Genomic DNA, 22790 nt, shown 5'->3' with positions numbered 1-22790 from the left:
GGTCAGCGGACGCCGGTCGCCCCGCTCTCGCCGCCCTCACCGCTCACGACACCGCCGTACTGCCCCAGCGCCCGCGGTGCCCCCTTGCCGCCCGGCAGGTACAGCAGCACCTGGTGCAGATAGCTGAGCGTCCCCGAGCCCGAGATGCCCTCGGACAGGAACGCCCGCTGGGGTGAGCCCTCGGGCCACGTGACGGTCAGGCCGTCGTCGACGGTGTAGGTGTCCTTGCGCAGCAGGGTGACGAACGCGAGCGCCCCGCCGTCGGTCGTGCGCAGCGCGTACGAGACGTCCTGCGCCTCCCACGTCTGGCTGAACTGCACGTCCTTCAACGCCGCACTCGTCTGCGCGGTCGAGCGCATCTGCCGGATGAACGAGTCGTCGGGGATGTCGGCCGCCTCCTCGGCCTTCGGGTCGGCCAGCACGGCCGCGTAGGCGGCGGCCGCGTCCTGGGGCGACATCGACATGCCCGTGCCGTCGTCGGCGGCCACGGTCAGCGCCGCCCCGGAGGACCGGCGGATCGGCGGCAGGCTCGTCGCGGCCAGCGTCTCGGGGCTCGCCGTCAGCAACCAGGGGTCGACCGAGGACGCGCGCTCGAAGATCTGCACGCGATTGACGCCGAGCTCGGGGTCGCGCACCACGGCGTAGAACCACAGGGGGTACTGGGCGAAACGCGGCACCTCGACATCGGTCACCTCGACCGCGCCGGTGTCGCCCTCCTGGGTCTGCGCCAGCCGCTGCGAGACCTCGAACGAGCCGGAGTCGATCGCGAGCACGGCACCCGTCTCGACGGTCGACAACGGCTTGGGGTCGAGCAGCTCGACCGCGGATCTGCGGACCTCCCGGTAGCGGTCGAAGATCTCGGTGACCTCGCTCTGGCGAGCCGCTGTCTTCTCGACCGTGATGTCGTCTCGGTGGTGCGGCACCGCGCACGCCGACAGGGCCAGGGAGCAGACGATCGCCGGGACGATGCGCCTCATGACCGATCCTCCTCGTCGTCGTCGACGACCTCGAACTCGGCGAGCTCTTCCTCGCTGATCTCGTGCTCCACGCCGTCGTCGTCGACGTACACATAGACCACCCCCTCGGGCTCGGTGTCGGTCTCTCGCGACGCACCGGGCACCAGCTTGTCGATACCCGGCTCGTCGAGACCCGCCGCGATGTCGGCCGCGGTGGGCACCCCCGGCACCGTGACCTGCGGAACCGTCGGCAGCGCCGCGTCCTCGTCCTTCGCGGCGACGTCGGCACCGATCCCGGAGACCTCCTCCACGACCTCGACGACCACCTCGTCGTCGAGCTCGAGCTCAGCGGCCTCCTCGGCGGTCAGCTCGTGCTCCACGCCGTCGTCGTCCACGTAGACGTAGACCACGACCTCCTCGACCTCCTCGACGTCCTGGCCGTCGGGGTCGTCATACGCCTCGTCGTCGTCCTCGTCCTCGTCGACCACGACAGCCGGCCACGTCCCGCGCCGCACCAGCACGCCGATCCACACCACCGCGAGTCCCATCAGCACCGCCGCCAGCCCCCGGGAGAATCCGCCCTTGACGCCGTAGGCGAGCGTGACCTCGAGCCCGGACAGGTTGGACGACCCGACCGAGAGGATCGCGATCGACACCGTCTCGTCGGGCAGCCGCGTGCTGATCGAGGCTCCGCCCAGCCCGGCCGCGCTGTCGATCCACCAGTCGATCGCGGTGGGCGCGCCCGGCAGGTTGGGCTGGCCCTCGACGGACCGTGACGAGATCGACCAGGGCCTCGTGAAGCTCGTGATCTCGAGCCGCTGCGTCTTGGACACGTAGTCCTGGACGTCGACGGCGTTGCCGATGCCGATGAACACCGGCTTGCGCACCGGCACCTCCGCCAGCACGTCGACCTGGACGTCGGCCCAGCGGATGACCTTCGGCGCGGTCACGACCGCGATGTCATCGGTCTCGATCGCGTGCGGGCCCGTCGTCATGCGGCTGTCGGGGCCGAGCACCACCATGACCGCTGCACCGGCGAGAGCGATCAGCACGCCGAGCACCGACAGCGCCCAGCCCGATCTCGTCCGCATCGACACTCACTCTCAGGGGGGGTCACCCCGAGCGGTGACGCGCCTGCGACCCTACCCTCCGCCAGCCCGCCCCGCCGTGAGGCTGAGGCCCGCCGCGAGAGGGAAAAATCTGGGTTGGTCCGCACCTGTGCGGACCAACCCAGATTTTCTCGTCGCCCGAGGCCGGCAACGACTCAGAACAGAGCGGATGCCAAGGCCCGACGCGCCGTCATGACCGCGGGATCGGCGATGCCGACGACCGTGAAGAGCTCGAGCAGCCGCTCGCGGACGCGCTCGCGCTCGTCGCCGGCCGTGACGCGCACCAACGCAATGAGCCGGTCGAAGGCGTCCTCGACGTGGCCGCCGCTGACGTCGAGATCGGCCACGAGCAACTGGGCGTCGACATCGTCCGGACTGTCGGCGGCCGCCGCGCGCGCCGCCTGCAGGTCGGCACCGCGGATGCGCGACAGCCACTTGACGCGGGCAAGCCGCTCGGCCACCTCGACATCGGCCGGGTACTGCACGCGCAGCTTCTCGTACTCGGCGACCGCAGTGTCGAAGTCGCTGGCCATGAACGCCTCTTCTGCCGCGGCGAAGCGAGGGTCGTCGGGCTCCTCGGTCTCGGCAGTGTCAGCGGTCGCACCAGAGGGCTGCGCGCGACCCGTCAGCCCGTTCTCGGCAGCGAGCCGGACCAGCTCGTCGAAGTAGCGGCGCATCTCCGTCTCGTCGACCGTGCCCTGGAACAGGGGAACCGGCTGCCCCTTCACGAGGCCGGCGACGTACGGGACGCCCTGCACCTGGAGCGCCTGGGCGATCTGCGCATTGGCGTCGACGTCGATGCGGGCGAGGACGATCTGGCCGCCGTACGAGTTGATGACCGTGGCGAGCGAGTCGTTGAACGCGCCGCTCTGCGGCGAGCGCGACGACCACAGGCCCAGCACGACGACGTACGACATCGACGCCTCGAGGGCCGCGGTCTGGAACGTCGTCTCGTCGATGTCGATGACGTACGAGCCCCCACCTGCCGCGGCGGCGGGCGCGGCGGACCGCTGGGCCGGCTGCTTGAGTGCTGAGAGGTCGATGGCACCGGGACGTGAGAAGTTCATGCAGCCATTGTATGAACGCTCCGGCAACCCGCCCGAGCCCCTCGCCCTCAGCTGAAGTGCTGGCTAGGTGAAGTGCTGGTCAGGACGGCGGCCGCGCAGGCCCGCGTCCTGCACGACCTTCTGGATCGCGTGGTCGATGACGTCGACGTCGGCGATGTAGCGGATGTGGCGCACGCCCTGCTCCTGCGCCGCCGACTCGAAGGTCATGTGGCCGTACGAGAACGGCCAGCGCCCGAGGAGGGGACGTTCGACCGTCACGTCGAGGATGCGGTTGATCGGCACGGTCGCGCGCTTGGTCGAGAAGATGCCCGTGACACGGAAGACGCGCATGTCGGTCAGCACGAAGATGTCGCGCCGGTCGCGCAACCAGAGGTACGCGGCGTGGACGACCAGGCCGGCGGCGAGCAGCAGCGGGAGCCAGCCGATGACGGCCGGCCCGACGACGGCCAGCACCAGCAGCACCACGGCACCCACGAGCTCGGCGACGGCGCGGGCGTAGACCACGGGGTGGTGGGCGTACTCCCCCACCTTGTGCTCGGTCGGGTTCTGGAGCAGGTTGCCGTCGATGTCGTGATCGGGCAGGAGCTCCAGGATCCAGTCGAGCAGCGCCCGGATCATGGCAGGACTACTCGACCAGCTCGTTGAAGAAGACCCCGAACTGGCGGAAGGCGTCCATGACCGCGCCGAAAGCATCGCTCACGGCGTCGGCGGCGCTGGCTGGTGTGTTCAACAGGTAGTAGACGATGAACCCGACCACGAGCAGCGTGATGACCTTCTTCAGCACCCGATCAGTGTGCCGGGGCCACGCGGCGATCCGCGGCAGGCGCGCCGATGGGAACGGCGCGACCCGTGTCGTCCTAAAGCGTCTCCACCAGCGTGTCGGCCGCGGCGAAGGGATCGGTGGCCCCTGCCAGCACCTGGTCTGCGAGCGTGTCGAGCCGCGCGTCGCCCGACAGGTGGTCGAAGCGCGCCCGCACCTCGGCGAGTGCCAGGCCCTCGATCTCGCGACGGATGCGGGCCAGGCGGCGACGCGTCAGCTGGCCCGAGACGTCGAGGTGCTCGCGGTGAGCCGTGATGGCGTCGACCACCTCGTCGACCCCCTCGCCCGTCGTGGCCGTTGTGAGCTGGATCGGCGGGGTCCACGACCCGTCGGCGCGGTCGGTCATCGCGATGACCGACCGCAGCTCGCGACGGGTGGCCTGGGCTCCGTCGCGATCGGCCTTGTTGACCACGAAGACGTCGCCGATCTCGAGGATGCCGGCCTTGGCGGCCTGGATGCCGTCTCCCATGCCGGGAGCCAGCAGCACGATGGTCGTGTCGGCCAGTCCGGCGATCTCGACCTCCGACTGTCCCACCCCGACGGTCTCGACCAGCACGACGTCGCAGCCGGCTGCGTCGAGCACCCGCAGGGCCTGGGGCGCGGTCGCGGACAGGCCGCCGAGGTGACCACGGCTGGCCATCGACCGGATGAAGACGCCGTCGTCGAGCGCGTGGTCCTGCATGCGCACGCGGTCGCCGAGCAGCGCTCCCCCGGAGAACGGCGACGTGGGGTCGACAGCGAGCACGCCGACGCGACGACCCTGGGCACGCAGGGCCGTCACGAGCGCCGAGGTCGACGTCGACTTGCCGACCCCAGGCGAGCCCGTGATGCCGACGATGTGCGCGCGGCCGGCCAACGGCGTCAGCGCCGCGCTGACCTCACGCAGCGACGCCGACCGGTCCTCGACCAGCGAGATCAGCCGGGCGACGGCGCGCGGCTGCCCCTCGGTCGCTGCCGCGACGAGTGCGGCGACGTCGACCTCGGGGCGAGCCACGCGAGCTGCTCGACTACTTCTGGGGGACGCGCAGGATCAGGGCGTCGCCCTGGCCACCGCCGCCGCACAGCGCCGCCGCACCGACGCCACCGCCGCGACGACCCAGCTCGAGCGCCAGGTGCAGGGCGATGCGGGCCCCGCTGGCGCCGATGGGGTGACCCAGTGCGATCGCACCGCCGTTGACGTTGACGATGTCGTCGCTGATGCCGAGCTCGGCGGTGCTGGCGATGCCGACGGCCGCGAACGCCTCGTTGATCTCGACGAGGTCGAGATCGGCGGGCGTGATGCCCTCCTTCTGGCACGCCAGGGCGATGGCGTTGGCGGGCTGGCTCTGCAGGCTCGAGTCGGGGCCGGCGACCGTGCCGGCGGCACCGATCTCGGCGATCCACGACAGGCCGAGCTCCTCGGCCTTGGCCTTGCTCATGACCACGACGGCGGCAGCGCCGTCGGAGATCTGGCTGGCCGAGCCGGCCGTGATCGTGCCGGCCTTGTCGAAGGCGGGACGCAGCTTGCCCAGCGACTCGGTCGTCGTGTCGCCGCGGACGCCCTCATCGGCGGACACCACGATCGGGTCGCCCTTGCGCGTGGGGATCTCGACGGGGACGATCTCCTCGTCGAAGACACCGTTCTTCTGCGCGACGGCGGCCTTCTGGTGCGACGCGGCGCTGAAGGCGTCCTGCTGCTCGCGGGTGAACTGCTGCTTCTCGGCGTTGATCTGCTCGGTCAGGCCGCCCATGGCCTGGTCGGTCAGGGCGTCCCAGAGGCCGTCGGCGGCCATGTGGTCGACGAGCTTGGTGTCGCCGTACTTGGTGCCCTCGCGCGAGCCGAGCAGCATGTGGGGCGCCTGGGTCATCGACTCCTGGCCACCCGCGACGACGATGTCGTACTCGCCCGCGCGGATCAGCTGGTCGGCCAGGGCGATCGCGTTGATGCCCGACAGACACACCTTGTTGATCGTCAGGGCCGGGACGTTCAGCGGGATGCCGCCCTTGTGGGCCGCCTGACGGGCGGGCACCTGGCCGGCGCCGGCCTGCAGCACCTGGCCCATGATCACGTAGTCGACCTGGTCGCCGGAGACACCGGCCTTCTCGAGCGCGCCCTTGATGGCAAGGCCGCCGAGGTCGGACCCGGAGAGGGTCTTGAGACCGCCGAGCAGGCGGCCGATCGGGGTGCGCGCGCCGGCGACGATGACGGACTGGGTCATGGGTAGCTCCTATGGAAGGCAGTCTCAGACAAGAGAGTGATCTGCACTTTACCCATCGGTAACGTGGCGTCGAGGCGGTGTGCGCCGGATCACCCCTGCCGGAGTCCGCGGGCTGCTCTACGCTGCTCCACATGACTGAGCCCCTCGTGCCCGCGCACCTGCTGTTGACCATCGACCACGTCGGCATCGCCGTGCCCGATCTCGACGACGCGCTGGAGTTCTACGCCACGACGTTCGGCCTCCACTCGGTCCACGAGGAGGTCAACGAGGAGCAGGGCGTCCGCGAGGCGATGCTCGCCGTCGGCGACTCCGACACCCGCATCCAGCTGCTCGCGCCCCTCAGCGAGGAGTCGACGATCGCCAAGTTCATCGCGCGCAACGGACAGGGCATCCAGCAGCTGGCGTACCGCGTCGCCGACATCGAGGCGGTGTCGGCGATCCTGCGCGAGCGCGGCGTCCGGCTGCTCTACGACGCGCCCAAGCGAGGCACGTCCGACTCGCGGGTCAACTTCGTCCACCCCAAGGACGCGGGCGGCGTTCTGGTCGAGCTCGTCGAGCCCGCCAAGGCGTCAACGCACTGAGTGCCGGATCACACACCGCACGGGTGACGCTCGAGGTTACGACTCGGTAACCTTCCGGCAATATCTACCTGGAGGTCACACCGTGCAGCAGATCCTCGACGCCATCCTTGCGGGCGACACCGCCGCGGAGGACTTCGCGGCGATCCCCCTTCCCGAGACCTACAAGGGCATCACCGTCCACAAGGACGAGGTCGACATGTTCGCGGGGCTCGCTAGCCGCGACAAGGACCCCCGCAAGAGCCTGCACCTCGACGACGTGCCGGTTCCCGAGCTCGCCCCCGGTGAGGCCCTGGTCGCCGTCATGGCCAGCGCGATCAACTACAACACCGTGTGGACGTCGATCTTCGAGCCCGTCTCGACGTTCAGCTTCCTCGAGCGCTACGGCAAGCTGTCGGAGTTCACCAAGCGCCACGACCTGCCGTACCACGTCGTCGGCTCCGACCTCGCCGGCGTCGTCCTGCGCACGGGCCCCGGCGTCAACGCCTGGAAGCCCGGTGCCGAGGTCGTCGCGCACTGCCTGTCGGTCGAGCTGGAGAGCCCCGACGGCCACGACGACACGATGATGGACCCGCAGCAGCGCATCTGGGGCTTCGAGACCAACTTCGGCGGCCTCGCGCAGCTCGCGATCGTCAAGTCCAACCAGCTGCTGCCCAAGCCCGACCACCTGACGTGGGAGGAGGCGGCCAGCCCGGGCCTCGTCAATGCGACGGCCTACCGCCAGCTGGTCTCCAAGAACGGTGCCCACATGAAGCAGGGCGACGTGGTCCTGATCTGGGGCGCCTCGGGAGGCCTCGGCTCGTACGCGACGCAGATGGCCCTCAACGGAGGAGCCATCCCCGTGTGCGTCGTCTCGTCGCCCGAGAAGGCCGAGATCGTGCGTTCGCTGGGTGCCCAGCACGTCATCGACCGCTCCGCGGAGGGATACACGTTCTGGAAGGACGAGAACACCCAGGATCCCAAGGAGTGGCAGCGGTTCGGCAAGAAGATCCGCGAGCTCACGGGCGGCGAGGACCCCGACATCGTCTTCGAGCACCCGGGACGCGAGACCTTCGGCGCGTCGGTCTACGTCACCCGCAAGGGCGGCACGATCATCACCTGCGCGTCGACCTCGGGCTACATGCACCAGTACGACAACCGCTACCTCTGGATGAACCTCAAGAACATCAAGAGCTCGCACTTCGCCAACTACCGCGAGGCCTTCGAGGCCAACCGCCTGATCGACAAGGGACTGATCCACCCGACCCTGTCGAAGGTCTACACGCTCGACCAGACCGGCCAGGCGGCGCTCGACGTCCACCACAACCTCCACCAGGGCAAGGTCGGCGTCCTGTGCCTGGCACCCGAGGAGGGCCTGGGCGTCCGCGACGAGGCCAAGCGCGCCCAGTTCCTGACCGAGATCAACCGCTTCCGCGGCATCTGATCCACGACCGACGAGGGGCACCCACGCGGCTGACGACAGCCGACCGGGTGCCCCTTTTCGGCAGGTAGGGTGGACTCGCACCGCCCGCACGAGACCGCTTCACGTCCGCCGCCACGAATGGGATCAGCATGTCCGACCAGCCCGGTTTGTCCATCTTCGACTCCTCCTCGAGCTCCAACGACGCGTCGTTCCCGCTGGCGCGCCGGGGCGGCTACGACAGCGACGCCGTCGACGCATGGGTGCGCACCCAGAACGCCGAGCTGCAGCGCGTCGCCGACAGCCTGCGCGCGAGCCAGGACGAGAACGAGACGCTGCGCGAGACGATCGAGAACCTGAAGGATCGCGTCGAGGCCGTCGAGAAGCCCACCTACACGGGCCTCGGCAACCACGCGGCCCAGCTGCTCGGCCTGGCCGAGCAGGAGGCCGAAGACGTCCGCAACCGGGCGATCCGCGAGGCCGACGAGCTCGTCAAGAAGGCCGAGGAAGAAGCCGCCATGGTGCGCGCCACGGCCAACCACGACGCCGAGGAGATGCGCGGACGGGCCGTCGTCGAGCTCGAGGAGAAGCGCAAGCAGCTGCTCGAGGACGCCGAGGCGATGCACGCCGATGCCGTGGCCCACACCGAGGACCTCCGCGCCCAGGCCGAGCGCGAGGCCGCACAGGTCAAGCTCGCCGCCGAGCAGGACGCGCAGAACGCCCGACTCGGCGCGACCCGCGAGGTCGAGCAGGCGCGCGCCGCCGCCGACCGCGAGGTCACCGAGGCGCGTCGCGTGCTCGCGGTCGAGAAGGAGCGCCTGGCCCGCGAGGCGTCCGAGAACCACGCGTCCGCGATGGAGCAGACCGGCAAGCTCGTTCAGGACGCCGAGACCCGCGCCAAGGCCGCCGACGAGCGGGCCCGCGAGATGATGGCGCAGGCCACCAAGTCGCGCGAGGCCGCCAGTGCCGACGCGGCACGCCTGCTCGAGAACGCCAAGACCGAGGCGTCGCAGCAGGTGTCGAGCGCCAGCGCCGAGGCCCAGAAGATCCGCGCGACGGCCACGACCGACGCCGAGCGCCAGACCCGGTCGCTGCGGGCCGAGGTCGAGGAGCTGCAGCGCAAGCGCGACGGCATCATGGCCCAGATGGGTCAGCTGCGCGACATCGTGGCGACCTTCGCCCCGGGAGCCGCGACCGAGCCGCCGGCCACCGAGGCCAGCACCGCCGCTGCCGACACCGACGAGCCTGAGGCCGATGAGGTCGACGACGAGTCATCGGCCTCGAGCTCCAGCTGACCTGGCACGACCCCCGCGCCCGACGAGTGCGGGGGGCACGGATCAGTCGGCCGGCTGCACCGGGACGTCCTTGAAGGCCGCCACGGTGCGGTCGGCGTAGGCCGATGAGTCCGCGCGGTCCATCGGGCCGTCCCAGGTGTTGGGCAGCGGGACGGCGACATCGGGCACGAGGCGGCGCGTGATCTCGTCCAGAGCGCGCTCTGAGTCACCCACCCACAGGTGCTTGGCCCCGTCGACGCCGACGACCTCGGCCTGCGGGATCGCCGCGAAGCGCTCTCGCGCCTCGGCAGGCTGCAGGTAGTCATCGTGCTCGGGCACCAGCGCCGTGACCGGCCGGCCCGACTCGGCCCAGGCCGTGAGGTGCTCGGGGCGGGAGTAGCGCAGCGGTGGCGACAGCAGCACGATGCCCTGCACCGACGGCTCCAACCCGTACATCAGCGTCAGGTCGGTGCCGAACGACCAGCCGACCAGCCAGATGTTCGGCAGGTCGGCGAACTCGGCGTGCTCGACCGCGGCGGCGACGTCGAACCGTTCCCCCACCCCGTTGTCGAACGAGCCCTCGCTGGTGCCCTGCACGCTCGACGTGCCGCGCGTGTTGAAGCGCAGCACAGCGATGCCGGCGAGGGCGGGCAGGCGGTAGGACGCCTTGCGGAACAGGTGGCTGTCCATCATGCCGCCGTGGGTCGGCAGGGGGTGCAGGCAGATCATGGTCGCCACCGGCGGCCGGTCGAGCGGCAGGGCCAGCTCGCCGACCAGCTGGAGGCCGTCGGCCGTCTCGAGCGTGATCGGCTCACGCCTGGCGGGCAGGACGGAGTTGCCGCGGATTCGTTCGGTCATGGGTTCCTCAGTGCTTCCTCGCCCAGCAGGCGGTGTGCCAGTGGCGACGCTCGTCGATCGCGGCGTCGCTCAGCAGGGCCTTCTCGACGGGCCACACGACGACGTGCGCGAGCCCCACGCGGACCAGCTGTGAGCAGCCGGGGCAGCGGTACTCCTTGGTCGACGAGCCGCGCAGCGTGCGCACGAACCACTCACCGTCCGACTTGTGCTCGCGGGCGTCGGAGCTGGTCCGCAGGACGGGTGCCGCCGCCGGGCGGGCGACACGGCGGCGGGGCATGGGCCAAGTCTAGGGTCGGCCGTCGCCCGACCCGCAGGGGTCAGGTGCAGTAGCGGCGGATCCAGCCCGATCGCGCCGACGACGCGAGCAGCGCCTCGTCGAACGTGACGACGCTGATCTCGTCCTGCCCGTTCGCCTGGAACAGGATCGCGTCCGCCAACGAGGGCCGGGTCGAGCACTGGCGGCCCAGCGCCCCCTGCTGCGCGATGGCTGCGGAGAGCTGAGGACTCTCGACGTCCGCCCGAGTGGCGACCCGGGCGGTCGGGCGGCCGTACTGGGCCTGGAAGGCCTGCAAGGCGACGACGGCGACCAGGACACTCAGCGCGAGACCGATCGACAGTGCCCGGACCACGCGCGCTCCGCCGACGGCATACGTCGCGATCGTCATGGGAGTCTCCTACGTCTGGTCGGCCCCCGCACACAGCAACGAGGCCGGCACCCCTGGGGTTACCGGCCTCGTCGAGAAAGACACCACATCTCGGAGGGCGTGACGTCTGCGCCTCCTGCGCGTGGGCGCCCACCACCACTCAGTACGTGTGGAAGCCCTCGCCCGTCTTGCGACCGAGCTTGCCCTCGGCGACGAGACGCTCGAGGGTCGGCGCGGGCTGCCAGCCCGCGTGGCCGAAGGTCTCGACCAACGACTGCTGGATCGCGAGCGACACGTCGTTGCCCACGACGTCGAGCAGCTGGAACGGGCCCATCGGCAGCTTGGTGCCCTTGAGCGCCTCGTCGATCTCGTCGAGGCTCGCGCCACCGGCCTCGTGCAGACGGATGGCGTCGTTGAGGTACGGGAACAGCAGAGCGTTGACGATGAAGCCAGCACGGTCGCCGCACGACACGGGGTGCTTGCCCGTGGCCAGGCACAGCGCCCGCACCGTCTCGTCGACCTCGGCCGAGGTGTCGTCGGCCGTGACGACCTCGACGAGCTTCATGATCGCGGCGGGGTTGAAGAAGTGCATGCCGATGACGTCCTGCGGACGGCTCGTCGCCGCAGCACAGGCGTTGATCGACAGCGACGACGTCGTCGTGGCCAGGATCGCGCCGGGCTTGGCGATGCGATCGAGATCGGCGAACAGTGCGAGCTTGACGTCGAGGTCCTCGGCGATGGCCTCGACGATGATGTCGGCGCCGGCGAGGGCCTCGCGCTCGGTCGAGCCGGTCAGGCGTACCAGGACGTCCGACCGACCGTCCTCGTCGAGCTTGCCCCGGGCCACGGCCTTGTCGAGGCTCTTGGTGATCGCGGCGACGACGCCGGCGATCTTGTCCTCGCCGCGTCCCACGAAGGTCACGTCGTAGCCGGCCTTGGCGAAGACCTCGACGATGCCCGAGGCCATCGTGCCGGTGCCGACCACGCCGACCGTGGTGATCTCGTGGCGCAGCTGGGGGGCCGAGGTGCCATCGGCATCGGCGGCAGCGGCGAACGAGGTGCCCTGCGCCGCCTGGTCGGCCAGCACCGATGCGGGCTGGTGCAGCTCGTCGCCGGTCTCGGCGTACAGCTTCTCCAGGCCGTTCACGACGGTCTGGGCGCCCAGGGCGTCGACGAGGGCCAGCGGGCCGATCGGGTAGCCGCAGCCGAACCGCATCGAGGCGTCGATGTCGTCGCTGGTGGCGTAGCCACTCTCATACATCGTGGCTGCGTGGTTCAGATAGGGCAGCAGCAGCGTCCGCGCGACGTCGGCGGCCGGGTCAGTCGAGGTGAGACGATCGACGATTTCCTGCATGGCTACTCCTCAGTAATAAAGCGGTCGTGACACACTAGCGTGGCCCTGCCTGTCGCCCTAGGGGGAACAATGAAAGTTCGTATGACGCTGGCCACAGCCGTGACCGGAGCCGTCCTGATGACGCTCACAGCCTGCGGTTCCGAGGGATCGGATGCTCCACAGACGTCGCCGACCACGCCGTCGGCCACGATCAGCGAGGCTCCCGACGTCGATCCGCAGGATCCCGCAGCGGTCGCCCTCCGCGGCGACTGGCAGATCCCGTCAGAGCAGTACGTCCTGCACCTCGTCGAGGACGGCACGTTCATCGAGGACTTCCAGGGCGTGCTCGACTTCCGCACCGGCAAGTACAAGGTCGACGGCGACACGCTCTCGCTGGTGGGCGACGACGGCAACACCGACAAGGCGAAGATCACCGGCGACTCGCTCGAGTTCACGCTCGGTACGGCCACCCGACTCGAGTGAGACTCCTCATCGCGCGCTGCCAGGTCGACTACGCAGGTCGGCTGGCGGCGCACCTCCCCCTGGCCACGCGCCTCATCATGGTCAAGAACGACGGCTCGGTGCTGATCCACTCCGACGGCGGCTCCTACAAGCCGCTCAACTGGATGAGCCCGCCGTGCACGCTGCGCGAGGGCATGGCCGAGGACGGCACGATCGAGTGGACCGTCACGGCCGGCAAGACCGATGACACCCTGCGCATCCTGATCGAGGAGGTGCTGCACGACTCGGCCCACGAGCTGGGCGTCGACCCGGGCCTGCAGAAGGACGGCGTCGAGAAGCACCTGCAGGAGCTGCTGGCCGAGCACACCGCCGCTCTCGGACCGGGCATGAGCCTCGTGCGTCGTGAGTTCATGACCGCGATCGGACCGGTCGACCTGTTGTGCCGCGACGCCTCCAACGCCGCTGTCGCGGTCGAGATCAAGCGCCGCGGCGACATCGACGGGGTCGAGCAGCTGACCCGCTACCTCGAGCTCATGAACCGCGACCCCGCCCTGCGTCCGGTGCGCGGCATCTTCGCGGCCCAGGAGATCAAGCCGCAGGCCCGCGTGCTGGCAGCCGATCGCGGCATCGAGTGCGTCATCGTCAACTACGACGAGCTCCGCGGCATCGACGATCCCAGCCTCCGGCTGTTCTAGCTCGACCCGATCCACGTCGCCACCCCGGGCCGAGCGAGCGCAGCGAGCGACGGCAGGCGCCCGGGCGGAGCCCGGCAGCCGTGAGGAACGAACGGCTGGAGCGGCGAAGCCGCGCGCCCTACTGCAGGGGGACGTTGAAGACCGTGGTGCCGAGCTTCTCCCAGCGGTCGATCTCGCAACCGTTCTGGCGGCTGAACGACGCGTCGACGTCCTTGCCGTCGTAGGTGCCCTTGACCGTGGCCTGCTGCGGTCCGCCGAAGACCTGCGTGCACGTCTGGTCGGACGACACGGGCTCGAAGACCGATGCACCCGCGGCGGCGATCGCGTCGCAGGCCTGCTCGGCCTGGGGGTGGTCTCCCCCGGCCGGGTCACAGGTCAGCCGGTAGGTCTTGGGCGTGGCACCCTCGTCGGGCGTGACGGCGATCGTCAGAGACGTGCCGGCGGCCGGCGAGGCGCCGGAGCCGTCGGACCCTCCACCGTCGCTCGAGGCATCCGAGCCGCAGGCCGACAGCGCCGCCATCGCGGCGAACGAGACGGCGACCAGCCCCGCCCTACGCACCGGCGATCCTCGGCGCGGTGGGATCGGTCTCGCCGCCGGTCTCCTCGCGGGCGACCCAGTCCTCGATGCGCTCGTAGTCGGCCTTGGAGCGGGTCACGACGGCCAGCAGGTCGCCCATCTTGGACAGCTCCTCGACCTGCTCCTTGATGAACCACTGCATGAACTGGTCGGAGGCGAAGTCGTTGGCGTCGCGGGCGATGCGCGTCAGCTCGCCGATCTGCTCGGTGACCCGCTTCTCCTGCTCGAGCGCGACCGCGACGGGCTCGATGACATCGGCGAAGTCGACACGGGGGGCGGGGAGCGCGGGGATGACCGGGGTGTGATCGGCGTCGAGGAGGTACTGGACCATCATCATCGCGTGATCGCGCTCCTCCTGCGCCTGCTGGTAGAACAGCGCCGCCATCTGGGGCATCGTCAGCGCGTCGTAGTACGTCGCGATCGCGATGTACTGCTGGTGCGCGCTGAACTCGTGGCCGATCTGCTCGTTGAGTCGCTCGACGAATGCTGGTGCTGCCATGTGTCCCATGCTCCTAGTGTCGCGCATAAGGCGAGCCTCACCTCACGCTGGTATCGTCTGAGTCGTGTCCAAGTCCAAGAAGCTGCCGAAGAAGAAGTGCTGCAGCGACAAGCCCGCCTGCAAGCGGTGCCCTCTTCGGATGATGAAGGAAGGCACGCTCCCGGCGGGCTACACCGTCAAGAAGCGCAAGCTCGTCAAGATCTGATTCGACCCTAGCCACCGCCGGGCGACAGCGCCACGAAGGAATGGCTGGCCTGAGGTCATCCCACGGGTGGACGCGCACGACGCCGGACGTCACTAGGGTTGACGCCATGCGCGAACGTGTCCGGGGCTGGCGGCCACTGGAGTCGATCGGCTTCGACATCGTCCTGGCCGGCGCGCTGATGGCCGTCCCGATCCTGATCGGCCTGGCGTCCGCGAACGGCGACCTGATCCTCGATGCGCTGCTGATCCTCCCGCTCGTGCTGCGACGGCGCGCGCCGGTGCTCTCGTTCGCGACGATCTGCCTGCTCCTGGCGGCGCAGACCGTCCTGGTCGACACGTCCCGGTACGGCGACGTCGCCCTGCTGTTCGCGCTGTACGCGATCGCGTCGTACGGGCCGCTGTGGGCGGTGTGGAGCGGTCTCGTCGCCGGGCTGCTGGGGGCCGTCGTGGCGACGGCCGACTGGATGGGCGGCCGTGCCGACCCCAAGACGACGACGGTCTCGCTCGTCACCCTGGCCACGGTCGTCTTCGCGTCGTGGCTGCTCGGATATCTGTCGCGCACCCGGCGTGCGTACGTCGCCGCCCTGGAGGACCGCGCGGCCCAGCTCGAGCGCGACGCCGCGCAGCAGGCCCAGATCGCGACCGCCGCCGAGCGCGCGCGCATCGCTCGCGAGATGCACGACGTCGTCGCGCACAGCCTGTCGGTCATGGTCGTGCAGGCCGACGGTGCGCTCTACGCCTCGCGCCGGCGCCCCGAGCAGGCGGTCGAGACCCTGCGCACCATCTCGTCGACGGGCCGCTCATCGCTCGCCGAGATGCGCAAGCTGCTCGGCCTGCTGCGTGACGACGCCGCTGCCGACGCGACCCTCGCGCCGGTGCCCGGGGCGGCCGACCTGCTCGACCTCGTCGAGCAGCTGCGCGCCAGCGGCCTGACGATCTCCCTCGACGTCACGGGTGATCTGCGGCGCGTCGACGCCGCGACGGGCCTGACGACCTACCGGATCGTGCAGGAGGCGCTCACCAACACGCTCAAGCACGGCGGGCCCGACGTCAGCGCCTCGGTCGACGTGCGCATGACGACCGACTCGGTCCGCATCCGCGTCGACGACGACGGACGCGGATCGACCGTCGCCGACGACGGGGCCGGGCACGGCATCGTCGGCATGCGCGAGCGGATCGCCGTCCATGCGGGGCAGGTCGAGGCCGGACCACGGCCCGGCGGCGGGTTCCGCGTCACGGCCGTCGTCCCGCTGGAGGCCCCGTGAAGGTCTTCCTGGTCGACGACCAGCAGCTCGTCCGTGCCGGTTTCCGGATGCTGATCGAGTCGCAGGACGACATGGAGGTCGTCGGCGAGGCCGGTGACGGCGCAGAGGCGACCGAGCGGCTCGCCGTCACCGCCGCCGACATCGTGCTGATGGACGTGCGCATGCCCCGCATGGACGGCGTCGAGGCCACCCGTGTGATAGCCGCGCGGGGAGAGCGCCCGCGCGTCGTCGTGCTGACGACGTTCGACCTCGACGAGTACGTCTACAGCGCCCTGCACGCCGGCGCCTCGGCCTTCCTGCTGAAGGACGCCCCGCCGGAGGTCCTGCTCGCCGCGATCCGTGACGTCCATGCCGGCGACGCCGTGGTCGCACCCAGCGCGACCCGTCGCATGCTCGAGCGGTTCCTGAGCGAGCCGGCGGCACCCCGGCCAGACGGCGACCCTCGCCTCGCTGACCTGACGGCGCGCGAGCGCGAGGTGCTCGAGCTCATCGCACGGGGCCGGTCGAACCAGGAGATCTCCGCCGAGCTGTTCCTCGCCGAGGCGACGGTCAAGACCCACGTGGGGCGCATCCTCGCCAAGACGGGATCGCGCGACCGCGTCCACCTGGTCGTGCTGGGCTACGACACCGGGCTGGTCGCCCCCGCGGGCTGAGCCGGCGGTGGCCGAGTACGACCGCGGTATGACTCCGGTCTCTGCGGATGGTCCCACGGACTGACGATTCGGCGTCCGATCCTTCCTAGCGTGGTGGACGCACACATCGTCCAGCCCAGGAGCACGCATGAGCACGTCACCCGTCCTCGACCATCCCACCGCCTCGCCCGGCGTCGCCGCCGAGACCCGGGGCCTGACCAAGGTCTACGGGACCGGCGAGGCCCAGGTGCACGCGCTCGCCGGTGTCGACCTCACGATCCAGAGCGGGCGGTTCACCGCGATCATGGGCCCGTCGGGCTCCGGCAAGTCGACGCTGATGCACTGCCTCGCGGGCCTCGACCAGGCCACGTCGGGCGAGGTCGTGGTGGGCGACCAACGACTCGCGGCGATGTCGGACAACCAGCTCACGCGATTCCGCCGCGACCACGTCGGCTTCGTGTTCCAGTCGTTCAACCTGTTGCCGATGCTGACCGCCAAGCAGAACATCCTGCTGCCGCTCGACCTGGCCGGCGTCGACCCCGACTGGACGTGGTTCGACGAGCTGATCGGCGTGCTGGGGCTGGCCGATCGCCTCACGCACCGACCCACCCAGCTGTCCGGCGGGCAGCAGCAGCGCGTCGCGGTCGCCCGGGCGCTCATGAGCCGTCCCCGCATCGTCTTCGCCGACGAGCCGACCGGCAACCTCGACAGCCGCACCAGCGCGGAGGTGCTGGAGTTCCTGCGCCGCTCCGTCCGCGAGCTGGGCCAGACCGTCGTCATGGTGACCCACGAGCCCTCCGCCGCCGCCTATGCCGACCGCGTCGTGGTGGTCGCCGACGGCCGGGTCGCCGGGCAGCTCGACTCCCCCACCCAGGACGACGTGCTCGACGCCCTGCGCACGATGGGCGGCTGACCCGTGCGCACCGTCATCCTCGCCTCGATGCGCACCTACGCGCGTCGGTACGTCGCCGCGCTGGTCGCGGTCGTCATCGCCACGGCCTTCATCGTGGCCATCAACGCCCTGAGCTCGGCAGCACGGGCCGGCTCGGCCGAGGCCGTCGACGAGCAGTACGGCGCGGCCGACCTGGTCGTCCCCGGCACGGGCAACGTCGAGGAGCTCGGCCAGAAGGTCGCCCGTGTCTCAGCTGTGCCCGGTGTGCGCGCCGTCGCCGTCAACTGGAGCGCCTACGGCAGCGCGACCCTGCCGGACGGGCCGCGCGACATCTCGCTCGGAAGCGTGGCCACCGCGTCCGCCCTGCGCTGGCAGCACGCCGCCACCGGACGCCTGCCTCGGACCGACGACGAAGTCGCCGTCTCGTCGTCGGACGCGGCCAAGCACGACATCGCAACCGGTTCCACGATCACCCTGAACATCCCCGGCGGCGATCGTCGCCTGACCGTCACGGGGACGGTCGACGACCCAGCCGCCTCCCTGTCGGCCACCGCGTACCTCCCGGAGAAGGCGTTCGCAGGTCTCGGCGACGCCGCCTTTCCCGTGGACGCCGTCGCGGCCACCGATCGCGACACGCTCGTCGTGGCCGAGACAGTCAACCGCGAGCTCGGTGCCGACACCGTCACGATCGGCGACACGTACCGCGAGCGCCTGCGCCTCGACGCGACCCGCGGCATCGACGTCTTCCAGAAGCTGATCTACGTCTTCGCGGGCATCTCGCTGTTCGTGGGCGCTCTGGTCATCGCGAACACGTTCACGATCCTGCTGGCGCAGCGGGCGCGCGACCTCGCGCTGCTGCGGTGCGTCGGGGCCGTCCGCTCGCAGGTCGCCCGCTCGGTCGTCCTGGAGGGTGTCGTGCTGGGCGCGGTGGGTGCCGTCACGGGCGTGCTGCTGGGCCTCGGCATCGCGATGGCCGGCGTGGCACTGATCGGACGGCTCTCACCGGACACGCCGATGGGCTGGCCATCATTGACGCCGCTCGCCGCGTCAGTGCCGATTGCCCTCGGAGTGGCCGTGACGGCCGCCGGCGCGTACCTGCCCGCCCAGAGGGCGGGTGCACAGTCGCCGCTCAGCGCCCTGCAGCCGCAGGACGTCGTCGAGATCCGTTCACGATCCGGGGCGGTGCGGCTCGTGAGCGCCAGCACGCTGGTCGTCCTCGGCGGGGGCGGGCTCGTGGCCGGGCTCGGCGGCTCCCTGCCCGTCGGCATGGTCGGCGGCATGCTGTCGTTCGTCGGACTCATGCTCCTGACGCCCGTGATCGTGCCTGCGGCCATCCGCCTCACCGGGCCGATCGTGCGTCGCCTGGGCCTGGCCGGCCGGTTGGCCCACGCCAACTCGCTGCGCAACCCGCGCCGCACCGCAGCGACGTCGACGGCCCTGCTGATCGGCGTCACCCTCATCACGGCCGTCGTCGTGGGGTCGGCGTCGGTCTCGCACAAGGTCAACACCTCGCTCGACAAGAACAACCCCGTCGACCTGATGGTCACCTCCAGCACGGCGCCCGTGCCGGACCGTGTCGCCGACGAGATCCGACGCGTCGACGGGGTGGACGGTGTCGCCACGCTGCCGGGCCGGTCGGTCCGCGTCGGCGCGCAGGACCTCGACGTGCTCGGCGTCGACCAGCGGGCCCTCGGACTGATCCACGGGACGCCCGACTTCGGTCGCCTCGGCCCGGACGAGATCGTCCTGCCGTACACGGTCGACGGCGTCAAGACGTCACCGTCCGGCGACACCGTCGAGGTCTCGATCGCCGGCCAGATCCGGGACATGAAGGTGCTGTACGGAACAGGTCTCGGCGACCAGCCGCTCGTGAGCACCAAGACGCTGGAGTCGATGGGCGCGACGGGCGACGGGACCCGCGCCGTGTGGGTTCGCGCCGACCCGTCGGCCGATGCGACGGACGTCGTGGGAGACGTCACGGCCGTCGCCAGGACCGCCGACCTCGACGTCACGGGAGGACTTCCGGACCGGGCCGACATCCTCAAGACCCTGGACGTCGTCATGGCCGTCACGATCGGGTTGCTCGCGATAGCCGTCCTCATCGCCCTGGTCGGCGTCGGCAACACGCTGAGCCTGTCGGTGCTCGAACGGGTGCGCGAGAGCTCCCTGCTGCGGGCACTGGGCCTCGGACGCTCGGGTCTACGGGCCATGCTGGCGATCGAGGCGCTGCTCATGGCAGGTGTCGCGGCGGTGCTGGGCGTCGCGCTCGGCACGGCGTACGCATGGTTCGGGGTGCGGACCACGTCGGTCGGCGTCTTCAACACCGAACCCGGCCTGACGATGCCGTGGGGACAGATCGCGACGATCCTGGCCGTGGCCGCGCTGGCCGGCCTGGTCGCCTGCGTCCTGCCTGCCCGGCGGGCTGCGCGCATCCCCCCGGCGGCCGGGCTCGTCGCCGACTGAGCCCGCGCTTCTGGGGCTGGGCCATATCGTTGTTGTCATGACCGACATCCAAGCCCAGTCCCGCAAGCTCCTCGACCTGCACGCCGCTCCCGAGCTGCTGAAGGTCGTCAACGTGTGGGACGCCATCAGCGCCCGCGTCGTCTCCGAGGTCGAGGGCATCACGGCTCTCGCCACCGCCAGCCACTCGATCGCCGCCGCGTACGGCTACGAGGACGGCGAGAACATCCCGGTCGAGCTCATGATCGAGGCCGTCGGCACGGTCGTCTCGGCCACCGATCTGCCCGTCACGGCCGATCTCGAAGCGGGCTACGGCGATCCCGGTGAGACGACCCGCAAGGCCATCTCGGTCGGTGTCGTGGGTGCCAACCTCGAGGACCAGATGAAGCCGCTGGCCGAGTCGATCGCCGCGGTCGAGGCGGTGCTCGCGGCCGGGCAGGCCGAGGGCATCGACTTCGTGCTGAACGCCCGCACCGACGCCTTCGTCAAGGCCGGAGATCGCCCCCACGCCGAGGTGCTCGCGGACGCCATCGAGCGCGGGTCGGCCTACCTCGCGGCGGGCGCTCCTGTGGTCTTCGTGCCCGGCAAGCTGTCGGAGGACGACATCTCGGCGATCGTCGAGGTGTGGGGGCCGCAGAAGCTGACCCTGATCGGCGTCCCCGGGTCGGTGCCGCTGGCCCGCATGCAGGAGCTCGGCGTCGCCCGGGTGTCGTACGGGCCCACCTCGCAGTCCGTCGCGCTCATGGCGCTGCAGGACCTCACGGCCGACATCGTCGCCGGCGGAGGCCTGCCGGAGGACTTCCGCGGTCTGAACTGACCCCGCTGGGCCTGACGTTTTGACCGACACACCGTCGGCGTGTTCGTCAGAACGTCAGGCTCAGCGTCAGGTCAGGTCGTTGGCCTTGCGGATCTCGTCGACGATGCGATCCATGATCGTCGTCATGCCGAAGTCCTTGGGCGTGAAGACCGCGGCGACCCCTGCTGCCTCCATCGTGCGGGCGTCCGACTCGGGGATGATGCCGCCCACGATCAGCGGGACGTCGCCGATGCCGGCGTCGCGCATCGCGGCCTGCACGTCGGGCACGAGCTCCATGTGCGAGCCGGACAGGATCGACAGGCCCACGGCGTGGACGTCCTCGGCCACCGCGGCGGCGACGATCTGCGCAGGGGTGAGGCGGATGCCCTGGTAGACGACCTCGAAGCCCGCGTCGCGTGCCCGGACGGCGATCTGCTCGGCACCGTTGGAGTGTCCGTCGAGGCCCGGCTTGCCGACCAGGAAGCGCAGCCTGGTGCCGAGCTGCTCGCCCGTCTGCCGGACGCGCTCACGCACCGCGGTCAGCTCGGCTCCGGCCTCGGCGATGCTGGCGACGCCGCTGACGCCCGTGGGTGCCCGGTACTCGCCGAAGACCTCGCGGAGGGCTCCGGCCCACTCGCCCACCGTCGCGCCCGCGCGGACGGCCGCGAGGGTCGCCTCCATCAAGTTGGTGTCCGACTTGGCCTCGCGCTGCAGGCGCAGCAGCGACTCGTCGACGGCTGCTTGGTCACGCTGCTCGCGCCATGCCTGGACGTCGGCGATCGCATTGCGCTCGGCCTCGGGATCGGCGGTCATGATCGCGCCGTCGAGATCGGCGGTCAGCGGCGACGGCTCGGTCTCGACGTAGGAGTTGACGCCCACGACCTTCAGCTCGCCGCTCTCGATCTTGGCGCGGCGCTCGCTGTGCGATCCGACCAGCGCCTGCTTCATGTAGCCGGACTCGACGGCCGCAACGGCACCGCCCATCGCCTGGACACGGTCGATCTCGGCCTTCGCGCCGTCGATCAGCTCGCTGACCTTGGCCTCGATGACGACCGACCCCTCGAAGATGTCGTCGTACTCGAGCAGGTCGGACTCGAACGCCAGCACCTGCTGCAGGCGCAGCGACCACTGCTGGTCCCACGGACGCGGCAGGCCGAGGGCCTCGTTCCAGGCCGGCAGCTGCACGGCCCGGGCCCGGGCGTCCTTGCTCAACGTCACGCCGAGCATCTCGAGGACGATGCGCTGCACGTTGTTCTCGGGCTGCGCCTCGGTGAGGCCCAGCGAGTTGACCTGCACGCCGTAGCGGAGGCGTCGCATCTTGGGGTCCTGGACGCCGTAGCGCTCGCGGGTGATCTCGTCCCACAGCCGGCCGAAGGCGCGCATCTTGCACATCTCCTCGACGAAGCGCACGCCGGCGTTGACGAAGAACGAGATGCGGCCGACGACCTTCTCGAACTCCTCGGGCGGCACCTGGCCGGAGTCGCGCACCGAGTCGAGCACCGCGATCGCCGTGGTCAGGGCGTAGGCGAGCTCCTGCGTGGGCGTCGCCCCAGCCTCCTGCAGGTGGTAGCTGCAGATGTTGAGCGGGTTCCACTTCGGGATCGTGCTGACGGTGTACGCGATCATGTCAGTCGTCAGGCGCAACGACGGCGCGGGACCGAACACGTACGTGCCGCGCGACAGGTACTCCTTGATGATGTCGTTCTGGGTCGTGCCCTGGAGCTGCGCCGGGTCGACGCCCTGCTCCTCGGCGGCGACCTGGTACATCGCCAGCAGCCACATCGCCGTCGCGTTGATCGTCATCGACGTGTTCATGGTGTCGAGCGGGATGTCCTGGAACAACCGCCGCATGGCCCCGAGGTGCGGGATCGGGACGCCGACCTTGCCGACCTCTCCCCTGCTGAGCTCGTGATCGGGATCGTAGCCCGTCTGCGTGGGCAGGTCGAAGGCGACCGACAGACCGGTCTGGCCCTTCGACAGGTTGCAGCGGTAGAGAGCGTTCGATTCGGCGGCAGAGCTGTGTCCAGCGTAGGTCCGCATCACCCAGGGCTTGTCAGGCATGGGGGTCAGGT

General features: G+C 70.4%; 25 protein-coding genes. 11 read left to right on the top strand and 14 right to left on the bottom strand.

All coding sequences use genetic code 11. The annotated features are described in order from the left end of the window. Positions 1 to 2: 2 nt before the first annotated feature. From JOF40_RS12325 to JOF40_RS12295, 7 genes are all read right to left on the bottom strand, one after another. On the bottom strand, positions 3 to 977 hold the full coding sequence (locus tag JOF40_RS12325; RefSeq protein WP_188111925.1) for a DUF8094 domain-containing protein: 975 nt from the start codon (positions 975 to 977) through the stop codon (positions 3 to 5). Further along, on the bottom strand, positions 974 to 2047 hold the full coding sequence (locus tag JOF40_RS12320) for a hypothetical protein (RefSeq protein WP_129184929.1): 1074 nt from the start codon (positions 2045 to 2047) through the stop codon (positions 974 to 976). The genes JOF40_RS12325 and JOF40_RS12320 overlap by 4 nt, the downstream gene beginning before the upstream one ends. Before the next feature lie 173 nt (positions 2048 to 2220). Next, positions 2221 to 3132, bottom strand: a complete 912-nt coding sequence (locus tag JOF40_RS12315) for a tetratricopeptide repeat protein (protein ID WP_129184931.1) — start codon at positions 3130 to 3132, stop codon at positions 2221 to 2223. 63 nt (positions 3133 to 3195) lie between these two features. Next, positions 3196 to 3750 carry a PH domain-containing protein gene (locus JOF40_RS12310; protein ID WP_188111924.1) on the bottom strand — a complete coding sequence of 185 codons (555 nt, stop codon included), beginning with the start codon at positions 3748 to 3750 and terminating at the stop codon, positions 3196 to 3198. A 7-nt stretch (positions 3751 to 3757) separates the two neighbouring features. Further along, the gene (locus JOF40_RS12305) at positions 3758 to 3916 is read right to left on the bottom strand and encodes a hypothetical protein (protein WP_188111923.1); all 159 of its coding nucleotides are present in this window, start codon (positions 3914 to 3916) and stop codon (positions 3758 to 3760) included. 73 nt (positions 3917 to 3989) lie between these two features. Beyond that, the gene (gene meaB, locus JOF40_RS12300; protein ID WP_129184935.1) at positions 3990 to 4946 is read right to left on the bottom strand and encodes a methylmalonyl Co-A mutase-associated GTPase MeaB; all 957 of its coding nucleotides are present in this window, start codon (positions 4944 to 4946) and stop codon (positions 3990 to 3992) included. Positions 4947 to 4959: 13 nt separating this feature from the next. Beyond that, entirely contained in the window at positions 4960 to 6150 is a 1191-nt protein-coding gene (locus JOF40_RS12295) for an acetyl-CoA C-acetyltransferase (protein ID WP_129184937.1), read from the bottom strand. A gap of 131 nt (positions 6151 to 6281) precedes the next feature. On the opposite strand from JOF40_RS12295, the gene mce reads away from it, so the two are divergent. The 3 genes from mce to JOF40_RS12280 all read left to right on the top strand — a co-directional run bounded on the left by mce (position 6282) and on the right by JOF40_RS12280 (position 9422). Next, positions 6282 to 6731, top strand: a complete 450-nt coding sequence (gene mce / locus JOF40_RS12290; protein ID WP_129184939.1) for a methylmalonyl-CoA epimerase — start codon at positions 6282 to 6284, stop codon at positions 6729 to 6731. Positions 6732 to 6813: 82 nt separating this feature from the next. Continuing rightward, positions 6814 to 8151, top strand: coding sequence for a crotonyl-CoA carboxylase/reductase (gene ccrA / locus JOF40_RS12285; RefSeq protein WP_129184940.1), 1338 nt, complete (start codon positions 6814 to 6816; stop codon positions 8149 to 8151). A 128-nt stretch (positions 8152 to 8279) separates the two neighbouring features. Then, a complete protein-coding gene (locus JOF40_RS12280) occupies positions 8280 to 9422 on the top strand; it encodes a DivIVA domain-containing protein (RefSeq protein ID WP_129184942.1) in 1143 nt (380 codons plus the stop codon). Between the two features lie 42 nt (positions 9423 to 9464). Here JOF40_RS12280 and JOF40_RS12275 read toward each other — a convergent pair whose 3' ends face one another. The 4 genes from JOF40_RS12275 to JOF40_RS12260 all read right to left on the bottom strand — a co-directional run bounded on the left by JOF40_RS12275 (position 9465) and on the right by JOF40_RS12260 (position 12257). After that, positions 9465 to 10259, bottom strand: coding sequence for an alpha/beta hydrolase (locus JOF40_RS12275; protein ID WP_129184944.1), 795 nt, complete (start codon positions 10257 to 10259; stop codon positions 9465 to 9467). A gap of 7 nt (positions 10260 to 10266) precedes the next feature. Beyond that, a complete protein-coding gene (locus tag JOF40_RS12270; RefSeq protein WP_129184946.1) occupies positions 10267 to 10536 on the bottom strand; it encodes an Rv1322 family protein in 270 nt (89 codons plus the stop codon). Positions 10537 to 10576: 40 nt separating this feature from the next. After that, the gene (locus JOF40_RS12265) at positions 10577 to 10924 is read right to left on the bottom strand and encodes a hypothetical protein (RefSeq protein ID WP_129184947.1); all 348 of its coding nucleotides are present in this window, start codon (positions 10922 to 10924) and stop codon (positions 10577 to 10579) included. A gap of 139 nt (positions 10925 to 11063) precedes the next feature. After that, positions 11064 to 12257, bottom strand: a complete 1194-nt coding sequence (locus JOF40_RS12260) for a 3-hydroxyacyl-CoA dehydrogenase family protein (RefSeq protein ID WP_129184949.1) — start codon at positions 12255 to 12257, stop codon at positions 11064 to 11066. 81 nt (positions 12258 to 12338) lie between these two features. On the opposite strand from JOF40_RS12260, the gene JOF40_RS12255 reads away from it, so the two are divergent. Further along, positions 12339 to 12719, top strand: coding sequence for a hypothetical protein (locus tag JOF40_RS12255; protein ID WP_129184951.1), 381 nt, complete (start codon positions 12339 to 12341; stop codon positions 12717 to 12719). Continuing rightward, complete coding sequence (gene nucS, locus JOF40_RS12250) at positions 12716 to 13393, top strand: endonuclease NucS (RefSeq protein ID WP_129184953.1); 678 nt, start codon at positions 12716 to 12718, stop codon at positions 13391 to 13393. The genes JOF40_RS12255 and nucS overlap by 4 nt, the downstream gene beginning before the upstream one ends. Positions 13394 to 13511: 118 nt before the next feature. Here the strand turns inward: nucS and JOF40_RS12245 are convergent, their stop codons facing one another. Then, positions 13512 to 13952, bottom strand: a complete 441-nt coding sequence (locus tag JOF40_RS12245) for an SSI family serine proteinase inhibitor (protein WP_209674569.1) — start codon at positions 13950 to 13952, stop codon at positions 13512 to 13514. Continuing rightward, complete coding sequence (locus JOF40_RS12240; RefSeq protein WP_129184955.1) at positions 13945 to 14469, bottom strand: ferritin; 525 nt, start codon at positions 14467 to 14469, stop codon at positions 13945 to 13947. Before JOF40_RS12240 ends, JOF40_RS12245 begins: the two co-directional genes overlap by 8 nt. A 64-nt stretch (positions 14470 to 14533) precedes the next feature. On the opposite strand from JOF40_RS12240, the gene JOF40_RS12235 reads away from it, so the two are divergent. The 6 genes from JOF40_RS12235 (at position 14534) to JOF40_RS12210 (ending at position 20739) form a co-directional block, all read left to right on the top strand. After that, positions 14534 to 14674: a hypothetical protein gene (locus JOF40_RS12235; protein WP_188111922.1), complete on the top strand. Its 141-nt coding sequence runs from the start codon at positions 14534 to 14536 to the stop codon at positions 14672 to 14674. Positions 14675 to 14780: 106 nt separating this feature from the next. Next, a complete protein-coding gene (locus JOF40_RS12230; protein ID WP_188111921.1) occupies positions 14781 to 15938 on the top strand; it encodes a sensor histidine kinase in 1158 nt (385 codons plus the stop codon). Next, positions 15935 to 16591, top strand: a complete 657-nt coding sequence (locus JOF40_RS12225) for a response regulator (protein ID WP_281286538.1) — start codon at positions 15935 to 15937, stop codon at positions 16589 to 16591. The genes JOF40_RS12230 and JOF40_RS12225 overlap by 4 nt, the downstream gene beginning before the upstream one ends. Positions 16592 to 16718: 127 nt before the next feature. Continuing rightward, positions 16719 to 17483: an ABC transporter ATP-binding protein gene (locus JOF40_RS12220; protein WP_129184959.1), complete on the top strand. Its 765-nt coding sequence runs from the start codon at positions 16719 to 16721 to the stop codon at positions 17481 to 17483. A 3-nt stretch (positions 17484 to 17486) separates the two neighbouring features. Then, the gene (locus tag JOF40_RS20260) at positions 17487 to 19925 is read left to right on the top strand and encodes an ABC transporter permease (protein ID WP_129184961.1); all 2439 of its coding nucleotides are present in this window, start codon (positions 17487 to 17489) and stop codon (positions 19923 to 19925) included. A gap of 37 nt (positions 19926 to 19962) precedes the next feature. After that, a complete protein-coding gene (locus tag JOF40_RS12210; protein WP_129184963.1) occupies positions 19963 to 20739 on the top strand; it encodes an isocitrate lyase/PEP mutase family protein in 777 nt (258 codons plus the stop codon). 66 nt (positions 20740 to 20805) lie between these two features. On the opposite strand, the gene JOF40_RS12205 is transcribed toward JOF40_RS12210, so the two are convergent. Then, positions 20806 to 22779, bottom strand: a complete 1974-nt coding sequence (locus tag JOF40_RS12205; RefSeq protein ID WP_129184965.1) for an ethylmalonyl-CoA mutase — start codon at positions 22777 to 22779, stop codon at positions 20806 to 20808. Positions 22780 to 22790: the final 11 nt, after the last annotated feature.

It is taken from the genome of Aeromicrobium fastidiosum (genome assembly GCF_017876595.1).
Taxonomy (GTDB): Bacteria; Actinomycetota; Actinomycetes; order Propionibacteriales; family Nocardioidaceae; genus Aeromicrobium; species Aeromicrobium fastidiosum.
The sequence above is the reverse complement of the archived record's forward strand: the minus strand, read 5'-3'. Positions and strand labels throughout refer to the sequence as shown.